This is a genomic window from Legionellales bacterium, from assembly GCA_026125385.1.
Lineage (GTDB): Bacteria > Pseudomonadota > Gammaproteobacteria > JAHCLG01 > JAHCLG01 > JAHCLG01.
In genome coordinates this window covers 14,337-35,011 of the sequence record JAHCLG010000027.1, presented here as the reverse complement: position 1 = coordinate 35,011, position 20,675 = coordinate 14,337, and the positions used below count along the sequence as shown (strand labels likewise).

The following is a 20,675-nucleotide window of genomic DNA, read 5'->3' as shown; positions in this document are numbered from 1 at the left end:
TGCGGCTTGTTGCTGTTGCAAGGCTTTTAAATCGTCTTGAGCTTTTTTAGCAGCCGCTGCTTGTTTTTCTTGTAAAGCTTTTTGTTGTAGTTTTAAATCGGCTAAACGCTTTTCTTCTTTGGCACGATTGAGTTGTGCTTGGCGAGCAAGCTTTTCCATTTCCCGTAATTTTGCTTGTTGTTGTGCTTGTTTGCGTTGTTGCTCTTGCTCTTTACGTTGTTGCTGCTCTTGCAGACGTTGAACTTGTTTTTCAACCGCCTGTTGATTAATTGCCACCGCTTGGATCGGTGCCACTTGCGCTGAATTGGGCAACGAAGGCTGAATATGCGTTTCGAACGAAAAACTCAGAAACACCGTTCCGATCACAATAATATGAACAATGATTGAAGACATTAGCGAAAATCGATATTCATCTTTCATACTAAAAACTCAAAAATCACACTCTAAATGTAGCCTGTGTAGCCTGGAACGTAGCCTGTAGCCTGGAACGTAGCGCAGCGAAGATCCAGGATCTTAGCCTATTAAATTAAACGGTGATCCAGACTTCTAATAAATTAAACTAAGATCCTGGATCTCCGCTGCGCTACGTTCCAGGCTACAGGCTTCGCAGTATACGGAAAAATAAATCAGAATGGAATATAAAATGGGCGGATTATTTTTACGATTGGTACAACACCCCGCAGTGTAACCGCAGGGTGTTTTTTTCAAAATAACTTTCTAAAACAGTTTATTGATTTTCAAGCTTGTGTAATTCATCGCGCATGACTTTGCGTAAAATATCTTCCATGGACTTTACTCCATTTTGCATATATTCGCGTAATGCTTGATTAATTCGAGATTGATAACCACGTTGATTGGGGGCTTGAGAGCGGAACCATTCTAAGACATCGCGATCAATGCGAATTGTGATCCGTTCTTTGTTAAAGGCTTTAGTGGATTTAGCGGTTAAATCGGATTTTCCATCTAACCCGGACGCTAAATTCGAATTACCTTTTTGCGTATTATCCCATTCCATTTTAAGACTCCTTGTAGTTGAAAATAAAATTTATCATGAAGTTACACGCTTTGTGAAGCTTTTGTGTGTTTTTATTTCATGATTTTAGTGACGATGGACGCGTCATCAGACCCACACTGGGTGCACCTGCTTGTTGTAACAAGACCATGGCTTGCACGACACTTCCATAATTGACGTCAGCATCGCCCTTTACTAACACAGGTCGATCCCGATGCTCGGTTTTATCCACTTGTAAGGCTGCGGCCACTTGATTAATTAAATCGGCAGCTTGTATCGGTTGCTGTGGATGTTCTGCAATATTTAAAAAATAACTTCCCTTGGTATCGACGGATACGACAATGGGAACCGTCGATTTACTGGCTAATTCTTTCGCGGCTGCTTGCGGCAATTTAACTTTAACGCCTTGCGTTAATAACGGTGCTGTGATCATAAAAATCACGAGCAAAACTAACATCACATCGATATACGGGACGACATTAATTTCGGCGACACTGCGGCGCGGACGGCGGGAACTCATGTTAGGCTACTCCCTGCGATTGGCTATGAACTTGACGATGGAGAATGTTAAAAAATTCTTCTTCAAAGTTTTCAATTTGGTTGGCAATTCGATCCACTCGATTGACATATCTATTATAGGCGATAACCGCGGGAATTGCTGCAAATAATCCCATTGCCGTTGCAATTAATGCTTCAGAAATTCCAGGTGCTACCATGGCAATTGTTGCACTCTCAACGTGACCTAGCGATTGAAACGCCGTCATGATCCCCCACACGGTGCCAAATAAGCCGATATAAGGGCTAGTAGAACCGACGGTGGCTAAAAAAGATAAATGCATTTCTAATTTATCGAGTTCGCGATTACGCGCCACACGCATAGCGCGTTGCACGCCTTCCATCACCGCTTGTGGTGCAATACCGGTTTGGCTACGCAAACGATTATATTCTTTAAAACCGCTGATAAAAATCGCAGCTAACGCGCGATGATGAGAGGAGCGTTCCATTTTATGAAATAATTGATTTAAGTCACTGCCTGACCAAAACATTTGTTCAAAATCACTCATTAATTGTTGGGTTTGACGTAAAAATAAATAACGTTGAATAATAAATGTCCAGGAAATGATGGAAGCTGCTAATAAAAGCAACATCACACTTTTTACAATAAAACTCGCATTGGCGAAAAAAGACCATAAACTATAATCAACCATAAACTATTTTCTCCTGAACTATTCTGCTTTTACATTTCGGTGTTTAACGATAATTGCACCGCGGTTTGAGAGGTGATCCCAAAATGTTGGTAGGCCAATGCCGTTGCAATTCTACCGCGTGGTGTGCGCATGATAAAACCTTGCTGAATTAAATACGGTTCCAACACATCTTCAATGGTATCGCGTTGCTCACTCACCGCCGCCGCGAGGCTATCGATCCCGACAGGTCCGCCATCAAATTTTTCGATGATGGATAATAATAATTTTCGATCCATCATGTCAAAGCCTTGTTCATCGACATCTAATAAATTTAAGGCTAAATCGGCCATATGCCGAGAAATAATGCCCTGCCCTTTGACTTCAGCGTAATCGCGAACACGGCGTAATAAACGATTGGCAATGCGGGGTGTGCCTCGCGCACGACGAGCGATTTCACCAGCACCCTCTTCTTCGATAGGAATGTTTAAAATGGCTGCCGCTCGTTTAACAATTTGCGTTAATTCATTGACGGAATAATATTCTAATCGTAAAACAATACCAAAACGATCGCGTAGAGGAGAAGTTAATAATCCGGCACGTGTGGTGGCGCCAACTAAAGTAAAATGCGGCAAATCAATTTTAATCGAACGTGCCGCTGGACCTTCGCCAATCATGAGATCAATATTGTAATCTTCCATGGCAGGATATAATACTTCTTCGATGACAGGATTTAACCGATGAATTTCATCGATGAATAACACGTCGCGTTGCTCAAGATTAGTGAGTAATGCCGCGAGATCGCCCGCCCTATCGAGCACGGGACCAGAAGTTTGGCGTAATTGGCTTTGCATTTCATTAGCAATAATATTAGCTAAGGTGGTTTTGCCTAATCCTGGAGGGCCATAAATAAATACGTGATCTAAAGCTTCTTGACGCGCTCGCGCCGCTTGCATGAATACGGCCAATTGAGCTTTTACTTTTTCTTGCCCAATATAATCCGATAAGGTTAAAGGACGAATGGATAATTCCTCGGTACGCTCTTCTTGTGTTGGCGTACTCGCTGTGATTAAGCGATCGGCTTCAATCATGTTTGACTCTTCCCTTTAACGCTTGTTTAATGAGTTCTTCGCACGATAAATTCTCATCGTTAAAAGGAGACAGCATTTTAGAGGCTTCTTGCGGTTTGTAGCCTAAATTAATTAACGCACTCATGGCTTCTTTAACGATTTGATTTTGATTGGATGACACTGCGCTATCAACAGTAATCAATTCGCTTGCAGAATTTAGTTTATGAAAATCCATCAGTTTATCTTGCATTTCAATGATTAAACGTTCTGCCGTTTTTTTGCCGACTCCAGGTAAACGCACCAAGGTGGTAATGTCTTTGTTTTGGACGCAATCTGCAAATACTTGCGGTTGGATGCTGGATAAAATACTCAGCGCTAATTTCGGCCCCACGCCATTCACTTTAATCAGAGTACGAAACAAACGCCGCTCCGTTTCTTCATAAAATCCAAAAAGAATCTGCGCATCTTCCCGCACCACATGATGGGTAAAGAGTTCTACGGATTGGTTAACGTCGGGGAGTTTGAAAAAGGTCATCATCGAAGTTTCAACTTCGTATCCCAAGCCGTTGATGTCGATTACCACGAGGGGTACTTGTTTAGCAATAATTTGCCCGCGAATTCGTCCTATCATCAATGGCTTACCGAAAACTCAAGTTAAGTAGGTACCAATCATATACAAAAAAGCGTGCGGAAACTAGAGGTAAAATAGATTTTATTCTGACGTTAGAATATCGGCAGTGCGTGTCTACAATTCGCTATTCTTAGAGCCTGTTCAATTTAAACTACACAGGAGTGGCGCACTGAAGGTGCGAAACTCCTGAACTAGTTGAATAAGCTTCAAGGCACAAAAAATCAAAGAAAGACGCTAAATCCTCGTCTCAATTAAAACTTTATTATCCTGTGGGACTGTTGCTTTTTATTGGTGACGGCGTTTGTTGATTAGTCTCTTCATCAACTGCCATAGTTGAAGAAGCTGTTGTTTTTGGCGGTTGAGAGCTATGAGAAAATAAACGCATGTTAGTGTTATTAATACTATCAGTATTAACATTCTTCTTATTGAATTTTGCCGTCTCAGGACTGACATTGGTATTAATCTTGATTAATCTACATTTTATATTATTTAAACGCATTGAGTTTTTAGCAACGTTTGTTATGTTTATGTTTGACCCAGTAAGAACTACATACTTAGGTGACTCAAAATCTCCGATGTTTACTCTGTAAATATTACTGTTTCGTGGCAATAAATTATTTTTATTTTGCTGGGAATTATTTATTGAATTTCTATTTTCATTATCAATTTCATTATTTTCTTTATTATCATCACCGGGCATAGTCCTTCTCCTTGTTCTATTTATTTAACACATGACACCTTAACCCTAAGGGGTTTTAAATAATAAAACTAGAAGGCTTGATTTAAGTAATAATAGGTTTGGCAAACAGAATTAAAAAACACTTCTTATTTGTTAGCGCTATTGTTCATTTATCAATTTTTCTAACTTCATTATTTTGTAGTAAAAATAGTACCGTAAAAAAGATGTACAGTCTAGTTATTTTTCAATTTTATAAACTTGAAGAAAAAAGCCTAGATAAAACAAGACGAAAGCAGACAAGAAATAACGAAAAAACGGGAGTGATTAGCAGAATATTCTAACCAGATGCGCGCAACAAATTGCAACGGCAAGGGCGTCGGCGGCATCCGCTTGGGGTTGACCATTCAAATTTAATAAGACACTGACCATGTGTTGCATTTGCTTTTTTTCCGCATTGCCATACCCCACCACTGCTTGTTTAATTTGACGGGCGGGATATTCGTGAATAGTTAATCCCGCGCGCGCTAACGCTAATAGCGCCACCCCGCGGGCTTGGCCGAGTTTAAGTGCTGAGCGCGGATTGCGATGAAAAAAAATGTCTTCAATAGCGGCAAGAGTGGGTTGGTATTGCGCAATAATATGATTAATACCCGTATAAACTTGATCTAAGCGTTGATAATGCTCGCCTTCCTGTGTTTTGATACAACCACTGGCAATATAATGAAGTTTTTGTCCGCGCCTGCCAATCACTCCATAACCGGTAATGCGCGAACCTGGATCGATGCCTAAAATAATGTCTTCCTTGATTAAAATAACTTATTCCTCCATCGGTAAATCGGCATTGGTAAATACGTTTTGTACGTCGTCTAAATCTTCTAACACATCAACTAATTTTAATAGTTTTTCGGCGGTTTCCGCATCTAAACTGACTTCTAAACTTGCAACCATGGTGGTATCCGCATGTTGTGGATTTAAATTTTTAGCCATCATCACTTCTTTTATTTTTAAAAAATTTTCGTTAGCAGTAATCACATCGATCGAATGATCATCGTGAATAATCACATCTTCAGCACCAGCATCAATGGCCATTTCCAGAATTTTATTTTCATCACTACCTGCGGGATAATGTAAAAATCCTTGCAGTTTAAATAAATAGGCAACCGATCCATCCGTGCCTAAATTACCACCGTATTTCGTAAACGCATGACGTACTTCACCCACCGTGCGATTGCGATTATCCGATAAACATTTCACCATGATTGCAACACCGCCTGGGCCATAGCCTTCATAGGTTAATTCTTCCATGTTATCGCCATCGGCATTGCCAGCACCACGTTTAATAGCGCGATCGATGGTATCGCGAGTCATGTTGGCGGTTAATGCTTTATCGACGGCTAAACGCAAACGCGGATTGGCATCCAGTACGCCCCCACCCATTTTCGCGGCTACGGTAATTTCTCGAATTAATTTAGTAAAAATTTTTCCGCGCTTGGCATCTTGCGCATTTTTTCGGTGTTGGATATTCGCCCATTTACTGTGACCAGCCATAATTTCCCCTTATTTATTGTGCTAATGCAAACATATTATTTAATGCGATTTTTGCCAATTCTGCGGTATTTTGCGGAACTTTAATTGGATTAACAATATGACCTTGCACTAAATTTTCTAATACCCAGGCTAAATGTTGTGGATCAGTGCGAAACATCGTCGAACACATCGACACGGTGGGTGCCATGAAACGCACAATTTTTCCTTGGTGTTGATAACGTTGATGCAAACGATTGACTAAGTTTAATTCGGTGGCAACTAACCAATGCGTATTCGCTGGTGATTCTTGAATGGTGTTAATAATAAACGACGTTGAACCCACGTAATCCGCGCGTTGACACACTTCAAAACAACTTTCAGGATGGGCGATAATTTTCGCTTCTGGATATTTTGCTAAATAGCGATCGATGTCTTCAGGTTTAAATTTATTGTGTACCGAGCAATAGCCTTTCCATAAAAATATTTTTGCAGCGTGAATTTGCTCGGAGGTTAATCCGCCCTGCGGCTGATTAAAATCCCACTCCACCATATCAGATAATGGGATCCCCATTTTATAGGCGGTATTGCGGCCTAAGTGTTGATCGGGAAAAAATAAAATACGCGGGCGTCGTTGCAGTGCCCACGTTAACACCGCTTGGGCGTTGGTTGATGTGCAAGTAATGCCGCCGTGCTCGCCACAAAAAGCTTTTAAATCGGCGGTGGAATTGACATAGGTTATCGGCGTAATTTCGTTTTCCACATCGAGGGTTTCACCCAGTATTTTCCAGGCTTTGCGCACATTTGTTAAATTCGCCATATCCGCCATCGAACAACCCGCGGCTAAATCGGGCAAGAGAGTAACTTGATCTTCGCGGGTCATGATGTCCGAGACTTCCGCCATAAAATGCACGCCACAAAATACAATATATTTGGCGCGTGCACTGGCCGCTTTTAAGGAGAGCGCTAAAGAATCGCCTGTGGCATCGGCATATTGATACACTTCATCGCGTTGATAATGATGACCTAAAATAAATAAATTCTCACCCAAAACCTGTTTAGCATGACGAATGCGTTTATCGCATTCATCGAGTGTTAAACCATAAAACGCTTCAAAGGGAATCGCTGTGCTCATAGTCTTATCTCACTAATGTTCAATCACTTTAATGGATAATTCGCGCAATTGTTGTGGATCAACTTGAGAAGGCGCATTGGTAAGTGGACAAGCCGCTGTTTGTGTTTTTGGAAAAGCAATCACTTCGCGAATGGAATCGCAACCTACCATTAACATCACTAAACGATCAAGCCCAAATGCTAGTCCTCCTAGCGGTGGGCATCCCGCTTTTAATCCATGTAATAAATGGCCAAATTTTTCTTCGGCTTGTTTGGCGTCGATAGTTAATAATTCAAAAATGCCCATTTGCAATGAATAGTCATGAATACGGATCGATCCGCCTCCCATTTCATAACCATTAATTACCATGTCATAAGCGCGTGATAACACTTGCAATGGGTTTTGTTTAATTTCTTCAAGATTCGTAATATTAGGTGCGGTAAAGGGATGATGAGTTGAGCTAATTCCCTGATCCGATTTTTCAAATAAGGGAAAATCCACCACCCACAATGGTTGCCAACCTGTTTGAATTAATCCGCAATCTTCACCCAACTTAATACGCAATGCGCCTAAGGCATCGCTGACAATTTTAAATTTATCGGCGCCAAAGAAAATAATATCGCCATTTTGCGCCTGTGTTCGTTGTAAAATGGCATTGGTTACTTCTTCGGTTAAAAATTTAATGATGGGTGATTGTAAACCTTTAAGGCCTTGTTCCAGTTGATTGACTTTAATATACGCCAAACCTTTCGCACCATATTGCCCCACAAATACTGCGTAATCATCTAATTGTTTACGAGTTAATAAATCGTTTCCACGAGGTAAACGCAAGGCACTTACGCGGCAGTTAGGATCATCCGCACAGTCACTGAACACACGAAAATCGACATTCGCCACTAAATCGTCAATATCGACAATTTCCAACGGATTGCGTAAATCCGGTTTATCACTGCCATATTTGGACATCGCACACGCATAAGTCATGCGCGGAAAGGGATTGGGTAAATCAACATTTAATAATTGTTTAAAGACATGACGGATTAAATCTTCCGCCAAGTGTTGCACGTCTTTTTCATCTACAAATGACATTTCTAAATCGAGCTGAGTAAATTCGGGTTGACGATCGGCGCGTAAATCTTCATCGCGAAAACAACGCACGATTTGATAATAGCGTTCAACACCGGCTACCATTAGTAATTGTTTAAACACTTGTGGCGATTGTGGGAGTGCAAAAAATTCGCCTGGATGAGTACGTGAAGGCACTAAATAATCACGCGCACCTTCGGGTGTGGCTTTAGTTAAATACGGTGTTTCCACTTCGACAAACTGTTGGCGATGTAAATAATCGCGCAAGGTTTGATTAAACGCAGAGCGAAATTGCAAACGCCGATACATTTCAGGACGACGCAAATCAATATAGCGATAACGCAGTCGGGCTTCTTCGGTAATATTATGATGATCATCAGGAATAAACGGCAATGGTTCGACGCGATTTAATACGGTTAATTCTAAACCTAACACTTCGACAAAACCGGTTTTCATCTCGGGATTTTCCGTGCCTTCAGGGCGCGGACGTATGCGACCCTTAACTTGCAACACATATTCGTTGCGAACAGTTTCGGCAATTTTAAATATATCGGGAAGATCGGGATCGTAAACCACTTGCACAATTCCCGTGCGATCGCGCAGATCAATAAAAATCACGCCGCCATGATCGCGTCTGCGATTCACCCAACCACATAAACTGATTTCTTCGCCTAATAATGATTGAGTAATGTCCCCGCAGGAGTGGCTACGCATGCGATAATTCCTTATGTAAATGTAAGATTAAGCACGCTATTGTAACGATATTTTTTCTCTTGGCTAGAGGGCACGTGGAATTCGTTGGTGAAGCCTGTTATTAAAATTTTTTGGCTCTGTCTATTCTAAACGAAACACTTTGCGCAAATACGCCAGATATGATTCATCTAAACACATGGTTTTATCCGGTGCATCGGATACTTTCGCCACGGATTGATTATTACAACGCGTCATTTTAATCACAATGTTTAATGAGGGATAGCCTAAATCATTGGTGAGTTGCGTGCCAATTCCAAACACTGGATGGGCTCTGTCTTTAAAACGCCAATATAATTCTAAGGCTAAACCAAACGTTAAACTGTCACTAAAGACTAAGGTTTTATGACGCGGGTCGACGCCCATTTGCTGATAATGAGCAATAATTTTTTCACCCCAATCAAACGGATCGCCGGAATCGTGACGCACACCATCGAAAAGTTTACAAAAATATAAATCGAAATCGCGTAAAAATGCATCCACGCCATAGGTATCGGTTAAGGCAATGCCTAAATCGCCACGATATTCTTGCTGCCATTTTTCAAAGGCAAATTTTTGACTATCGACTAAGCGCGGTCCACTGGCTTGGCAGGCTTGAATATATTCATGTGCCATCGTGCCGAGTGGCTTTAAGTGTAATTGTTTGGCAAATAATACATTACTGGTGCCGGTTAAATGATCGCGCAAATTATTTTTTAATGCCGTTAACACTTCTAAATGCCATTGCTTGGAAAAACGTCTGCGCGTACCAAAATCGGAAAATAAAAACTTTTCTTGATGAACACTGGTGTGAATGCGCGAAATTTTAGTGTCGAGACGTTTGCGCCCTTCAGTATAATCGGCATTAGGGTATTGATTGCGAAAATACACTTCACTCACAATCGCTAAAATCGGCACTTCAAATAAAATGGTATGCAACCACGGGCCGCGAATAATAATATCAAAACCCTGACTGGTGTCGATGTGAATAAATTCGCGATTCAGCTGAAAAATCCTTAAAAAATCGATAAAGTCGGGTTTAAAAAAACGAAATTGCGATAAATATAATAATTCGTCTTTGTCAAAACGCAATTGACATAAGTGATCGATTTCTTGCGAGATTTCTTGCGCGTACGGCGCTAAATGAATATCGGGATTGCGGCATTTAAAACGATATTCGACTTGATTGCCAGGAAATTGATGCAAAACCACTTGCATCATGGTGAATTTATATAAATCGGTATCTAATAAAGATTCAATGATCATAATAAACTGCCTGTTTCGCTATGAGTGGTCGTGGGTTGCCAGAGTTCATGCGTTGATTCACACAAAATAATTCCGGCATTTAACATATCGAATTTTGCTTGTTGAATGGTGCGCGCCTCCACCCCGCGGCAGGCGGCTAAATTCACGATCACGCGAAAGTGTTTGGCCAATTGCAGCGCTGTTGCTTTGACGCAATAATCAGTGGCAAGTCCACCGACGATGACGGTATTCATTTTATTTGCTAATAAATATTCAATCACACCCGTGCTTAATTGTTCGTGTAAATCGTGATAACACGCTCCATAAGGATGCATGTCTAATTCCACACCTTTCCAAATAAAAAAATCATAGTCTGAAGGATGCGGTAAGCCTTCTATTAATGAAAATCCTTTCGTTCCTACGATAGCATGTGGCGGCCAATAGTGATCGACATTTTTAAAGTCAGTGATTTTACTTAATGGCGGATGATTGTCATCGCTTACCCACACGGCCTGCGGATGATGCGCGTCTTTGCTGCCAATGCGTAATTGCGCAAATTGCGCTTGCCGATTTAATTCGGGCACAATGCTTTCTGCGTCTACAATAGGTAACTCTTGGGGACACTTGGGGGTAAACGCGTATTGCGCATCAACATCGAAGCTCGCGACAAAGGATTGTGGGGGGAGTTCTGTCATCGTAATTCTCTATGATGATTTTTCATAAGCACAATCTTACGCTGAGCCAACCAGAATGTCATCTAAGAGCCGTTCTTTGTTGGGGTGGATAGGAAAAAGCCTGATTTATTTATTGTTTGCGAAGGCCACGAGGAGAAGAATTGATGTATGCGCCAGCAATTTTCTGATCTTGTTCTTTTTGTTCTTCTTGTTCTTCCTGGTCTTCGTGTTCTTCCTGGTCTTCGTGTTCTGCGTGGTTGTCGTGTTCTTCGTCGTCGCTTAAATCATTAACATCGATAATTAAACTAGGTGAATGTGCATTATTTCCATCATGTTCATGAATTTCATTATCTTCATTATTTTGATTTGAACATAAATCAGGAGCAAGACAGTAGCCAACACCAAAAACAAATAGCACTCCAACTCCAAGCGGCAATGATACATACGCCATAACAGCGAAAGATCCGAGCCCACCAACAATAGTAATGCCCTCAGCACAATCAACTCTGGTACACATAAATATATTATTCCTTATTGTTTTAAATGAAAATTAACGAGTCATAGTACACAATACAATTGACCTCTGCAAAAACAGAGTTTTGCGATAATTTCTAACCAACCATAATCTTACGCTAACAGAACCTGAATATTATCTTGGATAATAAAAGCCATCATGGTGGTATTATCGGCAACGAAAACTAACATGTCATTAAGATAAGGAATTCTTCGTGAAACTAGTAGAAAACTGACCCTTTTCGACATCGTCATAGCTAGCTTCATTTTCTTTTGTATCATAATCTAATGATTGACTGTTTGAGCTATCAGATCCTCCGTTACTCTTAGGTGGTAATGAAGTTGAACGAGGTGCGCTACCTTGGTAGGAGGATTGAGTCGCTTGCATTATCCCACTACCAAAAAAAGGGCTATTTGAGTTGTTCTTGCATAAAATAACGCAGCCCACAATAGCGCTCGTCACCGCCACCGTTACTCCAGCCCCAACTGACAAATACACGCCAATAAGTGTACCTCCGATGATCCCAACACAAGCAACGCAAGCGCCACAGCAAGTTAAGCAAGTTATGTTAGGCATAGTATCTTATTCCTTATTGTTTTAAATGATAAATAATGCCGAATTGTACACAATTTAGTTAGCGTTTGCAATCAATTCGGAGAAGGCGGGATTCGAACCCGCGTGGGAGTTTACACCCCCCATCCGATTTCGAGTCGGCGCCGTTATGACCGCTTCGGTACCTCTCCATATAAAAATAAAATTAAACGTGCAAGGGTATTCCTAATCGTTGAGCGATGATTTCGTAGGATTCAATCACGTTACCTAAATCACCGCGAAAACGATCTTTATCGAGTTTTTGGTGAGTGGATTTATCCCACACTCGACAACCATCGGGCGTGAATTCATCGCCCAACACAAGCTTACCTTCGGCACGGCCGAATTCTAATTTAAAATCGACTCATAATAAACTGGCTTGTGAAAATAAATATAGATTCACATTTTTGCATAACACTCCGCCTTGTTGTCAATCGTTATTGAGCGGGCAATTTACGCTGTTGATTGATCAGTTGCATTGCTTCACTATGGGGCGGCATTAAGTTAATTTTAGCAGGAGCACGCGTATTGGTGATGGGCGGCAAAGGATATTTTTCGTGAATATTATCCGCACTTAATCCGGCTGGAATTTGTAGCGCATGCTCTTGCTGACTGGTTAAATAAGCAGGATTTTCACTCATTTGAAATTGCGAGACTTGGCGCGATAACCCAGCACAACCCGCCAAGATTAAAGACGACAACATTAAAGTGGTGATTTTACCAAACGTATTGTTAATTAACATAGATTAATTTACCTCAGCAAGTTGCATGGCTTCACGTAAAGAGCCGTGATAGCACGATGATAAAGGGGTTAATGGTAATCGAATTGAATTTTTGATCAAGCCCATTTCACTTAAACACCATTTACTGGGAATGGGATTGGCCTCAATAAATAAGTGTTTGTGTAATACTGCTAATCTGTCGTTAAGTTTCAAGGCAGTGGAATAATCGCCACTCAATACCGCACTGGTCATGTGTTTCATGAGTTTAGGGGCCACATTGGCGGTGACGGAAATCACGCCCTTTGCACCTAACATCATTAATGCAAGAGCAGTTGCATCATCGCCACTGTAGACCGTCATACTATCACCACAACGGCTTAAAATTTCTTGCGCGCGCACCGTGTTACCCGTGGCTTCTTTAATCCCGACAATGTTAGAAATAGTAGCTAAACGCTCTACCGTTTCAGGTAATAAATCCACGGCGGTGCGACTAGGAACGTTGTATAAAATTTGTGGGATTGCGGCTGATTTTGCAATCGTCAAATAATGTTGATATAAACCTTCTTGAGTGGGTTTGATATAAGCAGGTGTCATGATCAAACAGGCATCAACGCCTAACTGCATGGCATGTCGAGTTTTTTCGACGGCATCTTGAGTGGCTGTGCCATAAGTGCCGGCAATGACGGGTAATCGCGAATTAGCACGATTCACCGCAAATTCAATCACACTACTGTGTTCTTGTGCGCTTAAGGTGCCACTTTCACCGGTGGTGCCAGAAACAATTAAGCCATCTGTTCCCGCCTCCACATGCCAATCAATTAATTGTTCGAGTGCGGCATAATCGATATTGCCTTCATCATCGAACGGAGTCACCAAAGCAACCATGCTTCCACTAAACATTTTTTACACTCCCCTATTCAGAAATGACGGCGCATGAATAAAAGAGCATAGTAGCGCCGCTAAGAGGAGTTGACAAGAAATTAAAGAGTAGCGAGAATGCCACCCCATGAAACAGAAATTATTAGTGACTCTTTACACCACGGGCGAACCGACCATCATCAGCCAAGTCTGCCGCTTGATTGCGGATAATGGTGGTAATATTGTGGAATCTCGTTTAAGCGATTTGGATAGCGACCAAGTTTTTACAGCCATTATTGCGGGGACGTGGGATGCTATTGCTAAAACCGAAGCAGGCTTAATTCATTTTTGCCAGCGCCATGCGCTGCCTATCCTGCATAAACGCAGCGAACCCAAAGAATATACCGAGCATTATTTAAATTATCAAATGCAAGCGATTGGGGTCGATGAGCCTGGCATTTTATCACGATTAGTCGATTATTTTGTCGAACAAAATATTCCTATCCAAGAATTATTCACCACAAATTTTTTATCTACCCCCAGCATGACGCCGACGATGTCGATCACTATGTCACTGCTGGTGCCGGTGTCAGTGCTCATTTCATCGCTGCGTGAAAATTTCTTTGAGTATTGTGAATCGTATAATCTCGATGCCTTATTAGAACCGGAAAAATTGTAAGGAGAAAATTATGAGTGATACTATTGCCTTAGGAAAAACCATTCCCAATTTTACCATTGAAGCAACCAACGGAAAAAAAATTCAATCGGCTGAATTAAAAGGTCATAATGTGGTGTTATATTTTTATCCTAAAGATTGCACCCCGGGCTGTACCTTAGAAAGTGAAACATTCCGCGATTTTCATAAAAAATTCCAACAACACAATACTCTTATTTTTGGCATTTCTCGCGACAGTATTAAATCGCACGAAAATTTCAAAAGCAAATATCAGCTCCCCTTTGAATTATTAAGCGATCACAACGAAGCCTTATGCGAATTATTTGATGTGATCAAAATGAAAAACATGTATGGAAAACAAGTCCGCGGCATCGAACGCAGCACCTTTTTGTTAAATACCGAATTAAAACTCGTCAAAGAATGGCGCAAAGTGAAAGTGCCTGGGCATGTGGAAGAGGTGTTGAGCGCGGTGAAGGAGTTGAGTAATAGCGCGACGTTAAAATAATCTCTGCTTTACTCTTAAGATTAATTTTACTGGGTATAGTTGGTTATCCATTGAATAAATTTTTCATTTTCATATTTTTCCTTGTCCTCATTTGATGTAAATCCCTGTGTCTATTAATTTGGGGTAAGATCAATATGACGAACCATCAATCATGTTATCCAATAAAAACATCCTTATTCCGCAACTCCACCCCGCGGCCATGCGGTTAATACCGCTTTTACCACGGTTGCTAAGGGAATAGCAAAAAATACGCCCCAGAATCCCCAGATGCCACCGAAAATTAAAATCGCGATGATGATCGCAACGGGGTGTAAATCCATGATTTCGGAAAATAATACCGGGACTAATATATTGGCATCTACTGTCATGATGATTGTGTATATCAATAATAAATAAAAAAAGTGCGCGCTTAATCCCCATTGGATTAAGGCAATTACCACAACCGGCACGGTCACCACAATTGCGCCAATATAAGGAATAATAACAGAAGCACCGACTAATGCGGCTAACAACATCGCATACGATAAATTCATGAAGGCAAATGCCAGATAGGCCGTAATACCAACGATAATTAATTCAATAATTTTACCGCGCACATAGTTACCGATTTGCAAATTGACTTCTTGCCACACTTGCAAAATTAAACGGCGTTTTTTCGGTAGATATTGGTTAAACCAAGTAATTAATTTTAATTTATCCATGAGGAAAAAATAAATTAATAATGGCACTAATACCAAATAAACCACCAGCTCGATGATGTTGGGGATTGAGGAAATCGAAAATGACAGTAGCCATTGTCCAAAACGTGCCATTTGTATTTTTGATTCGTTTATTATATTTTGCACTTGGGTCACCGTGACATAATCTGGATATTTTTCCGGTAAATGCATTAGGGTTTGCTGAAAACGCGTTATCATAAAAGGAATTTCATTAATTAAATTGGTGCTTTGTTGCCAAAGGGTTGGTAGTAGTCCTAAAAATATCATTAATACCAGGCCTAAAAATAAAATAAATACAAGTAATACCGCCAGCCAGTGCGGCACTTTTATTTTTTCAAGGGGAGTAATTAAAGCTTGTAGTAAATAGGCTAATACTAAACTGACTAAGGCGGGCGCCAACATACGACCCATTAGGGTAATAACCAGCAAAATAATGATGAGTGAAAAACATAACATCACTGCATCGGCTTCTGCAAAAAATCGGTTATACCATTCTTTAAATTCCTGGATCATAAAGTACGTTTCCGAATTAGAGTAAATGTTTTAAGACGGCGACCATTTCACAGGCTGCATCAATCGCTTCACGACCTTTATGTCCATGTACGCCACCACAGCGATCGAACGCTTGTTGCTCATTTTCTGTGGTTAACACGCCAAAAATAATCGGAATATGCGCGTGCAGGGCGACTTGTTGAATGCCCTCTGAGACTTGCTGACAGACGTAATGATAATGATCGGTTTCACCACGAATGATGGCACCTAATGTCACAATCGCTTTTAAATGTTTTTGCGTGGCGAGTACTTTGGCACACAAAGGAATTTCGACAGCGCCTGGTACCCAGGCAATGGTGATTTGATCGGGATTAAAATTTAATTCTTGTAAACGCGCAAGTGCGCCATCGTATAATTTTTGAGTGACTTCAAAATTAAAACGCGAAACCACTATCGCAATATCAAAAGTGGGAAATACATTTTTTTCATCGATGATCCGCATGTTTAAATTAATCTCCTAGATTTGTTAATAAATGTCCTAGTTTATCGCGTTTGGTTTTTAAATAATGAACGTTGTCTTGATTGGGTAAACTTTCAATTGGCACACGATCGGTGATTTCAATACCAAAACCGCCAATACCATAAATTTTGCGCGGATTATTGGTGAGTAAGCGCATTTTTTGAATGCCTAAAAAACGCAAGATTTGTGAGCCAATACCATAATCTCGCGAATCGGCTGGCAAGCCTAAATGATGATTGGCTTCCACGGTATCGAGGCCTTCATCTTGCAGCGCATACGCACGAATTTTATTAGCAAAGCCAATTCCGCGACCTTCTTGGCGCATATAGAGTAATACCCCGCCTTCTTCGGCAATTTTGTGCAACGAGGCGCGCAATTGCCAACCACAATCACAACGTGCCGAAGCAAAGACATCGCCGGTTAAACATTCAGAATGCACGCGCACTAAGGGTGGAGTTTCTGTGGTTAATTCGCCTTTGATTAAGGCAATATGCTGGAGTTGATCGATATGATTAGAAAAAACGACGACTTTAAAATCCCCTAATTCTTCTAACGGCAAACGCGATTCTGCGATTTTTTCCACTAAACATTCGGTACGTTGACGATAAGCAATCAGATCGTTGATGGTAATAATTTTTAAGTGATGCTTTAGGGCAAATTGTTCTAAATCGGGAACACGAGCCATGGTGCCATTTTCGTTTAATATTTCACAAATGACTGCGCCAGGTTTGAGTTTGGCAATTTTCATTAAATCAACCCCGCCTTCACTGTGACCGGCACGAACTAAGACACCACCTTCGCGAGCACGAAGTGGAAAAATATGACCTGGTTTAACAATATCGCTGGGCGTTGACTGTTCATCCATCATCACCGCAATCGTACGTGCGCGATCATAGGCTGAAATTCCTGTGGTAATGCCACTGGCCGCTTCAACCGATAACGTAAATGCGGTTTGCCAACGCGATTTATTTTGAGCGACCATCAGGGGAATTTCTAAGCGATCGAGCGTACTACCAGGCACGGATAAACACACTAAACCTCGCGCGTGGGTTATCATAAAATTAATGGCTTCTGGTGTTGCAAATTCGGCGGGTAATACTAAATCGCCTTCGTTTTCGCGATCTTCATCGTCAATTAAAATAATCATTTTGCCTTGCTTGAGATCGTCAATGGCATCTTCTATTGTGGAGAAATGACTCATGCGACGGACTCCAAAAGTTGTTGGCGCTGTGCAAATTGTTGTAACATAATTTTGACTAACCAATCAAATTCAATATTTACAGTATCGTTAATCGTTAGATGATTTAAATTGGTGTGTGCTAGGGTGTGAGGAATTAACATACAGGTGAAGGAATCTTGATTGACTTCATTGATGGTGAGACTCACCCCATTCACCGAGATGCTCCCTTTTTTTAATAATAGCGCTTGTGATTCGGCGAGAATACCGCTGAATACCATTTCGCGAAAATCTGCCTGCTGATGGATAGCCGTAACGATTGCGGTTTGATCGACATGACCTTGCACAATATGTCCCCCTAAACGATCGCCCACGGCTAAAGAACGTTCTAAATTAACCAAGCTGCCTTCTGCTAACATGTTTAAATTCGTCACGTTTAAGGTTTCCGGCGATAATTGCGCGCTGAAAATCGCGTGTTGAAAATCGTTGACGGTGACGCATACGCCATTTACTGCAATACTTTCGCCCAGTACCAAATCGTTAAATTGGGATGCTACTAGAATTTCTATTCCCGCGCTGTGCACGTGACGCGACAACACTTTTCCGACGTGGTCAATAATACCTGTATACATGCTTAAGCCCTTAGCGCCTGTTCAAAATCTCCAATCTTGGTCATAAACTGCCGATTTTCTGACTCAAGCTTGGAGATTTTGAACAGGCTCTTATTTCTCGATAAAAGGATTTTACCGGTTAAGTTCTATGGGTTGCAAGAAAACTTATCATTCATTTATTACTTAGTGATGTTTTTTAAAAATTGCGTAATTCTAGCTTTCGATTCAGAAACTTGATCAGATTTGTGATAGATTTCGAGCAAACTCACCACCTGACGTCTAGAGTCATACGCATAAATTATTCGTATTCCACTCTGTGAGCCGCGACCTTTAAGCGCTTTACAGGCAAATTTTCTTATTTTGTAAATTTTGATAACCTCAGAATTCAAGCCTGGAATTAATTCAATACTATTATTATCAATTTTCTTGATATGCAATAACTCAATAGCATTTTTTTTAGCAACTGCAATATCGTCATCGAGTGTTTTAAATCGTTTTTTAAGTTGCTTAAGGTCTTTGAGAAAGGAGGTAGATACTTCATATTCAATTGTTTTCACCATGCAAATAATTCCGTATTGATGTATCTGAAGTGCGATAAAAGACAGCTTCGTAATCCAGCACTTCATTGACCTTTGCACTTATCCAGGGCACATCTCGATGAGAAAGATCGGATAAAGCTTTAGCATTAAGATCAGAAAGCCGTTGAATTTCCCAATCAATATGTTCTTTTTCTTGGCCATTTAGCACGCTGAGATCTGGCTCAACCACAGGGTTAATGAGATATTTAGTTTGCTCATGTTGATAATATTTACTTTTTATTTGCTCGATTTGATTATTCTTAATCATTTCTTTAATAACATGCTCAAAAATTCTTGGGGTAGGCCCATAATGATTTCTCGTAAATTCTAGCCCCATGAGTTGTTCTTCATATTTTTCATAATAATCAAAATCAATAAAATATAATATTTTATATAAGGCGGTCATACCAATATTAGGTTTGCCCCCTATTTTTTTTAGCAAATATAAGAAAACCTGTTTAAACTTATCGAGATTGACTTGAGGAATGCTGATCCTAATTTCATTTTTCATGCTCAATTTAGAATTCTTAGTATTATTAACTTCAATTACAAGATCCAACTCTTGCTCTTGTAAAAAATTCTCTAAGCTCAAATTAAAGATATTGGCTAATTTTTTCGCTTCTGCAATTGTTAATTCCCGTTCTCCCCGCTCTATTTGAATATAGGTGGGTCGCGAAATACCTAGTTTATCTGCAAGATATTCCTGAGTTAAGTGCTGTTTTTTGCGAAGTTTTTGAATAAATAATGAAATCATTTTAACGCATCGAAAAATAGTTGGCCTATAGCGACTATAGAAAATGTTGGATAATTTGTCAAATAAAATGTAAATAATTTTTACATTTTTGAGTAGGTAAAACCAGTCAATAGATTCAAATTTTAAGCGTAGACCCTCACTGCTGCCCCTCAGACGTAGATTTTTTACTAGGCGGTAATACTGAAGGTTTATTTTTGCTGGGTTTGGTCTCTACACCAATTTGTTTCAAGGCATTATCGATGCAATTCGCGAGCGCGCCATCTTTTTTTCCCAAACATTGCGGTGCAACGGATTTTAAGGTATCCATGTTGATATTATCATAGGAAACATTTCCACCATCGTTATTGCTGGCACTTTTGGCTTGTTTACTTAAATCTTCCAAGGCCGATTCTTTGGCTAAGGTCGATTCTTTGGGTACGCCATGCTGCATTTTTTGATCGGAAGAAGATTGCTGGTTTTGAGTAGGCGGCGTTGAGTGAGTCGTAGGGGAATTAGGATTTGTTGGATTATTGATGATTGAACTTGAGCTAGGGTTATTCACATTATTATCATTAGTATTAGTTGTTGCATTTTCAGAACTAGGATCTGAATTAGCATCACTATTTGTCGTCGCATTTTCAGGATTTAAATTTAGGTTATTAGTAGGATCGGTTGCTGAATTTTCGGGATTAGGATCTGAGCTCGTATCGCCGCCGGGTGTGGCAGAATTTTCGCTAGTGGAGTTAGCGCTAGTTTCATCAATAGCACTCGGTTGATGAGAACGTAATATTGATTTATTCGTTGCAATCGCATTCACTGCCAATTGATTTGCAGTCGGGCTGATGTTTATATTCGCGTAAAGTGGATTTGAAATACCAATACCAACGACGAATTCAATCAAACACAATACCAAGCGTAACCACGCCTTCATTCGTATTACTCCACCTGTAAAATTTATGGTGCGATTTAAAGGACGTATTATACTCAATTCACATTAAAATGCGATATTTCTATGCTTACGCAGGTATAGC

General features: G+C 40.5%; 27 protein-coding genes and 1 tRNA gene. 2 read left to right on the top strand and 26 right to left on the bottom strand.

The window, feature by feature from the left end:
- From KIT27_09885 to dapA, 19 genes are all read right to left on the bottom strand, one after another.
- Positions 1 to 420: hypothetical protein (locus KIT27_09885; GenBank protein MCW5589951.1), on the bottom strand; the 420-nt coding region annotated here is incomplete at its 3' end.
- Between the two features lie 307 nt (positions 421 to 727).
- Positions 728 to 1,015 carry a BrnA antitoxin family protein gene (locus tag KIT27_09880; protein MCW5589950.1) on the bottom strand — a complete coding sequence of 96 codons (288 nt, stop codon included), beginning with the start codon at positions 1,013 to 1,015 and terminating at the stop codon, positions 728 to 730.
- Positions 1,016 to 1,091: 76 nt separating this feature from the next.
- Positions 1,092 to 1,532, bottom strand: coding sequence for a protein TolR (tolR, locus tag KIT27_09875; protein MCW5589949.1), 441 nt, complete (start codon positions 1,530 to 1,532; stop codon positions 1,092 to 1,094).
- A gap of 1 nt (position 1,533) precedes the next feature.
- A complete protein-coding gene (gene tolQ / locus KIT27_09870) occupies positions 1,534 to 2,220 on the bottom strand; it encodes a protein TolQ (GenBank protein MCW5589948.1) in 687 nt (228 codons plus the stop codon).
- Positions 2,221 to 2,249: 29 nt separating this feature from the next.
- A complete protein-coding gene (ruvB, locus tag KIT27_09865) occupies positions 2,250 to 3,287 on the bottom strand; it encodes a Holliday junction branch migration DNA helicase RuvB (protein ID MCW5589947.1) in 1,038 nt (345 codons plus the stop codon).
- Entirely contained in the window at positions 3,280 to 3,897 is a 618-nt protein-coding gene (ruvA, locus tag KIT27_09860; GenBank protein ID MCW5589946.1) for a Holliday junction branch migration protein RuvA, read from the bottom strand. The genes ruvB and ruvA overlap by 8 nt, the downstream gene beginning before the upstream one ends.
- Positions 3,898 to 4,159: 262 nt before the next feature.
- Positions 4,160 to 4,597 (bottom strand): hypothetical protein, encoded by a 438-nt coding sequence (locus tag KIT27_09855; protein ID MCW5589945.1) that lies wholly within the window; start codon positions 4,595 to 4,597, stop codon positions 4,160 to 4,162.
- Between the two features lie 303 nt (positions 4,598 to 4,900).
- Positions 4,901 to 5,383, bottom strand: a complete 483-nt coding sequence (ruvC, locus tag KIT27_09850) for a crossover junction endodeoxyribonuclease RuvC (GenBank protein MCW5589944.1) — start codon at positions 5,381 to 5,383, stop codon at positions 4,901 to 4,903.
- A 9-nt stretch (positions 5,384 to 5,392) separates the two neighbouring features.
- Positions 5,393 to 6,124 carry a YebC/PmpR family DNA-binding transcriptional regulator gene (locus KIT27_09845; GenBank protein MCW5589943.1) on the bottom strand — a complete coding sequence of 244 codons (732 nt, stop codon included), beginning with the start codon at positions 6,122 to 6,124 and terminating at the stop codon, positions 5,393 to 5,395.
- A 13-nt stretch (positions 6,125 to 6,137) separates the two neighbouring features.
- Positions 6,138 to 7,235 carry a quinolinate synthase NadA gene (gene nadA / locus KIT27_09840; protein ID MCW5589942.1) on the bottom strand — a complete coding sequence of 366 codons (1,098 nt, stop codon included), beginning with the start codon at positions 7,233 to 7,235 and terminating at the stop codon, positions 6,138 to 6,140.
- 12 nt (positions 7,236 to 7,247) lie between these two features.
- Complete coding sequence (gene aspS, locus KIT27_09835; GenBank protein ID MCW5589941.1) at positions 7,248 to 9,014, bottom strand: aspartate--tRNA ligase; 1,767 nt, start codon at positions 9,012 to 9,014, stop codon at positions 7,248 to 7,250.
- 120 nt (positions 9,015 to 9,134) lie between these two features.
- Entirely contained in the window at positions 9,135 to 10,295 is a 1,161-nt protein-coding gene (gene pncB, locus KIT27_09830) for a nicotinate phosphoribosyltransferase (GenBank protein MCW5589940.1), read from the bottom strand.
- Positions 10,292 to 10,969 carry an isochorismatase family protein gene (locus tag KIT27_09825; GenBank protein MCW5589939.1) on the bottom strand — a complete coding sequence of 226 codons (678 nt, stop codon included), beginning with the start codon at positions 10,967 to 10,969 and terminating at the stop codon, positions 10,292 to 10,294. Before KIT27_09825 ends, pncB begins: the two co-directional genes overlap by 4 nt.
- A gap of 109 nt (positions 10,970 to 11,078) precedes the next feature.
- Complete coding sequence (locus tag KIT27_09820; protein ID MCW5589938.1) at positions 11,079 to 11,465, bottom strand: hypothetical protein; 387 nt, start codon at positions 11,463 to 11,465, stop codon at positions 11,079 to 11,081.
- 110 nt (positions 11,466 to 11,575) lie between these two features.
- Positions 11,576 to 11,716: a hypothetical protein gene (locus KIT27_09815; protein ID MCW5589937.1), complete on the bottom strand. Its 141-nt coding sequence runs from the start codon at positions 11,714 to 11,716 to the stop codon at positions 11,576 to 11,578.
- Positions 11,717 to 12,115: 399 nt separating this feature from the next.
- A tRNA-Ser gene (locus tag KIT27_09810) sits at positions 12,116 to 12,205 on the bottom strand.
- 14 nt (positions 12,206 to 12,219) lie between these two features.
- Positions 12,220 to 12,375, bottom strand: coding sequence for a hypothetical protein (locus tag KIT27_09805; protein MCW5589936.1), 156 nt, complete (start codon positions 12,373 to 12,375; stop codon positions 12,220 to 12,222).
- A gap of 115 nt (positions 12,376 to 12,490) precedes the next feature.
- Complete coding sequence (locus KIT27_09800) at positions 12,491 to 12,796, bottom strand: hypothetical protein (GenBank protein ID MCW5589935.1); 306 nt, start codon at positions 12,794 to 12,796, stop codon at positions 12,491 to 12,493.
- A gap of 3 nt (positions 12,797 to 12,799) precedes the next feature.
- A complete protein-coding gene (gene dapA / locus KIT27_09795; protein MCW5589934.1) occupies positions 12,800 to 13,675 on the bottom strand; it encodes a 4-hydroxy-tetrahydrodipicolinate synthase in 876 nt (291 codons plus the stop codon).
- A gap of 106 nt (positions 13,676 to 13,781) precedes the next feature.
- Between dapA and KIT27_09790 the strand changes: the two genes are divergently transcribed.
- Both KIT27_09790 and KIT27_09785 read left to right on the top strand, forming a co-directional pair.
- The gene (locus KIT27_09790) at positions 13,782 to 14,312 is read left to right on the top strand and encodes a hypothetical protein (protein MCW5589933.1); all 531 of its coding nucleotides are present in this window, start codon (positions 13,782 to 13,784) and stop codon (positions 14,310 to 14,312) included.
- 22 nt (positions 14,313 to 14,334) lie between these two features.
- On the top strand, positions 14,335 to 14,814 hold the full coding sequence (locus KIT27_09785; protein MCW5589932.1) for a peroxiredoxin: 480 nt from the start codon (positions 14,335 to 14,337) through the stop codon (positions 14,812 to 14,814).
- A gap of 173 nt (positions 14,815 to 14,987) precedes the next feature.
- Here the strand turns inward: KIT27_09785 and KIT27_09780 are convergent, their stop codons facing one another.
- The 7 genes from KIT27_09780 to KIT27_09750 all read right to left on the bottom strand — a co-directional run bounded on the left by KIT27_09780 (position 14,988) and on the right by KIT27_09750 (position 20,575).
- Entirely contained in the window at positions 14,988 to 16,046 is a 1,059-nt protein-coding gene (locus KIT27_09780; protein MCW5589931.1) for an AI-2E family transporter, read from the bottom strand.
- 16 nt (positions 16,047 to 16,062) lie between these two features.
- A complete protein-coding gene (locus KIT27_09775) occupies positions 16,063 to 16,527 on the bottom strand; it encodes a 6,7-dimethyl-8-ribityllumazine synthase (protein MCW5589930.1) in 465 nt (154 codons plus the stop codon).
- A gap of 7 nt (positions 16,528 to 16,534) precedes the next feature.
- The gene (locus KIT27_09770; protein MCW5589929.1) at positions 16,535 to 17,746 is read right to left on the bottom strand and encodes a bifunctional 3,4-dihydroxy-2-butanone-4-phosphate synthase/GTP cyclohydrolase II; all 1,212 of its coding nucleotides are present in this window, start codon (positions 17,744 to 17,746) and stop codon (positions 16,535 to 16,537) included.
- Entirely contained in the window at positions 17,743 to 18,354 is a 612-nt protein-coding gene (locus KIT27_09765; protein ID MCW5589928.1) for a riboflavin synthase, read from the bottom strand. The genes KIT27_09770 and KIT27_09765 overlap by 4 nt, the downstream gene beginning before the upstream one ends.
- 158 nt (positions 18,355 to 18,512) lie before the next feature.
- Positions 18,513 to 18,893, bottom strand: coding sequence for a hypothetical protein (locus tag KIT27_09760; protein ID MCW5589927.1), 381 nt, complete (start codon positions 18,891 to 18,893; stop codon positions 18,513 to 18,515).
- Positions 18,877 to 19,665, bottom strand: coding sequence for a DUF4065 domain-containing protein (locus KIT27_09755; GenBank protein MCW5589926.1), 789 nt, complete (start codon positions 19,663 to 19,665; stop codon positions 18,877 to 18,879). Before KIT27_09755 ends, KIT27_09760 begins: the two co-directional genes overlap by 17 nt.
- Positions 19,666 to 19,801: 136 nt before the next feature.
- Positions 19,802 to 20,575 carry a hypothetical protein gene (locus KIT27_09750; GenBank protein ID MCW5589925.1) on the bottom strand — a complete coding sequence of 258 codons (774 nt, stop codon included), beginning with the start codon at positions 20,573 to 20,575 and terminating at the stop codon, positions 19,802 to 19,804.
- Positions 20,576 to 20,675 lie beyond the last annotated feature (100 nt).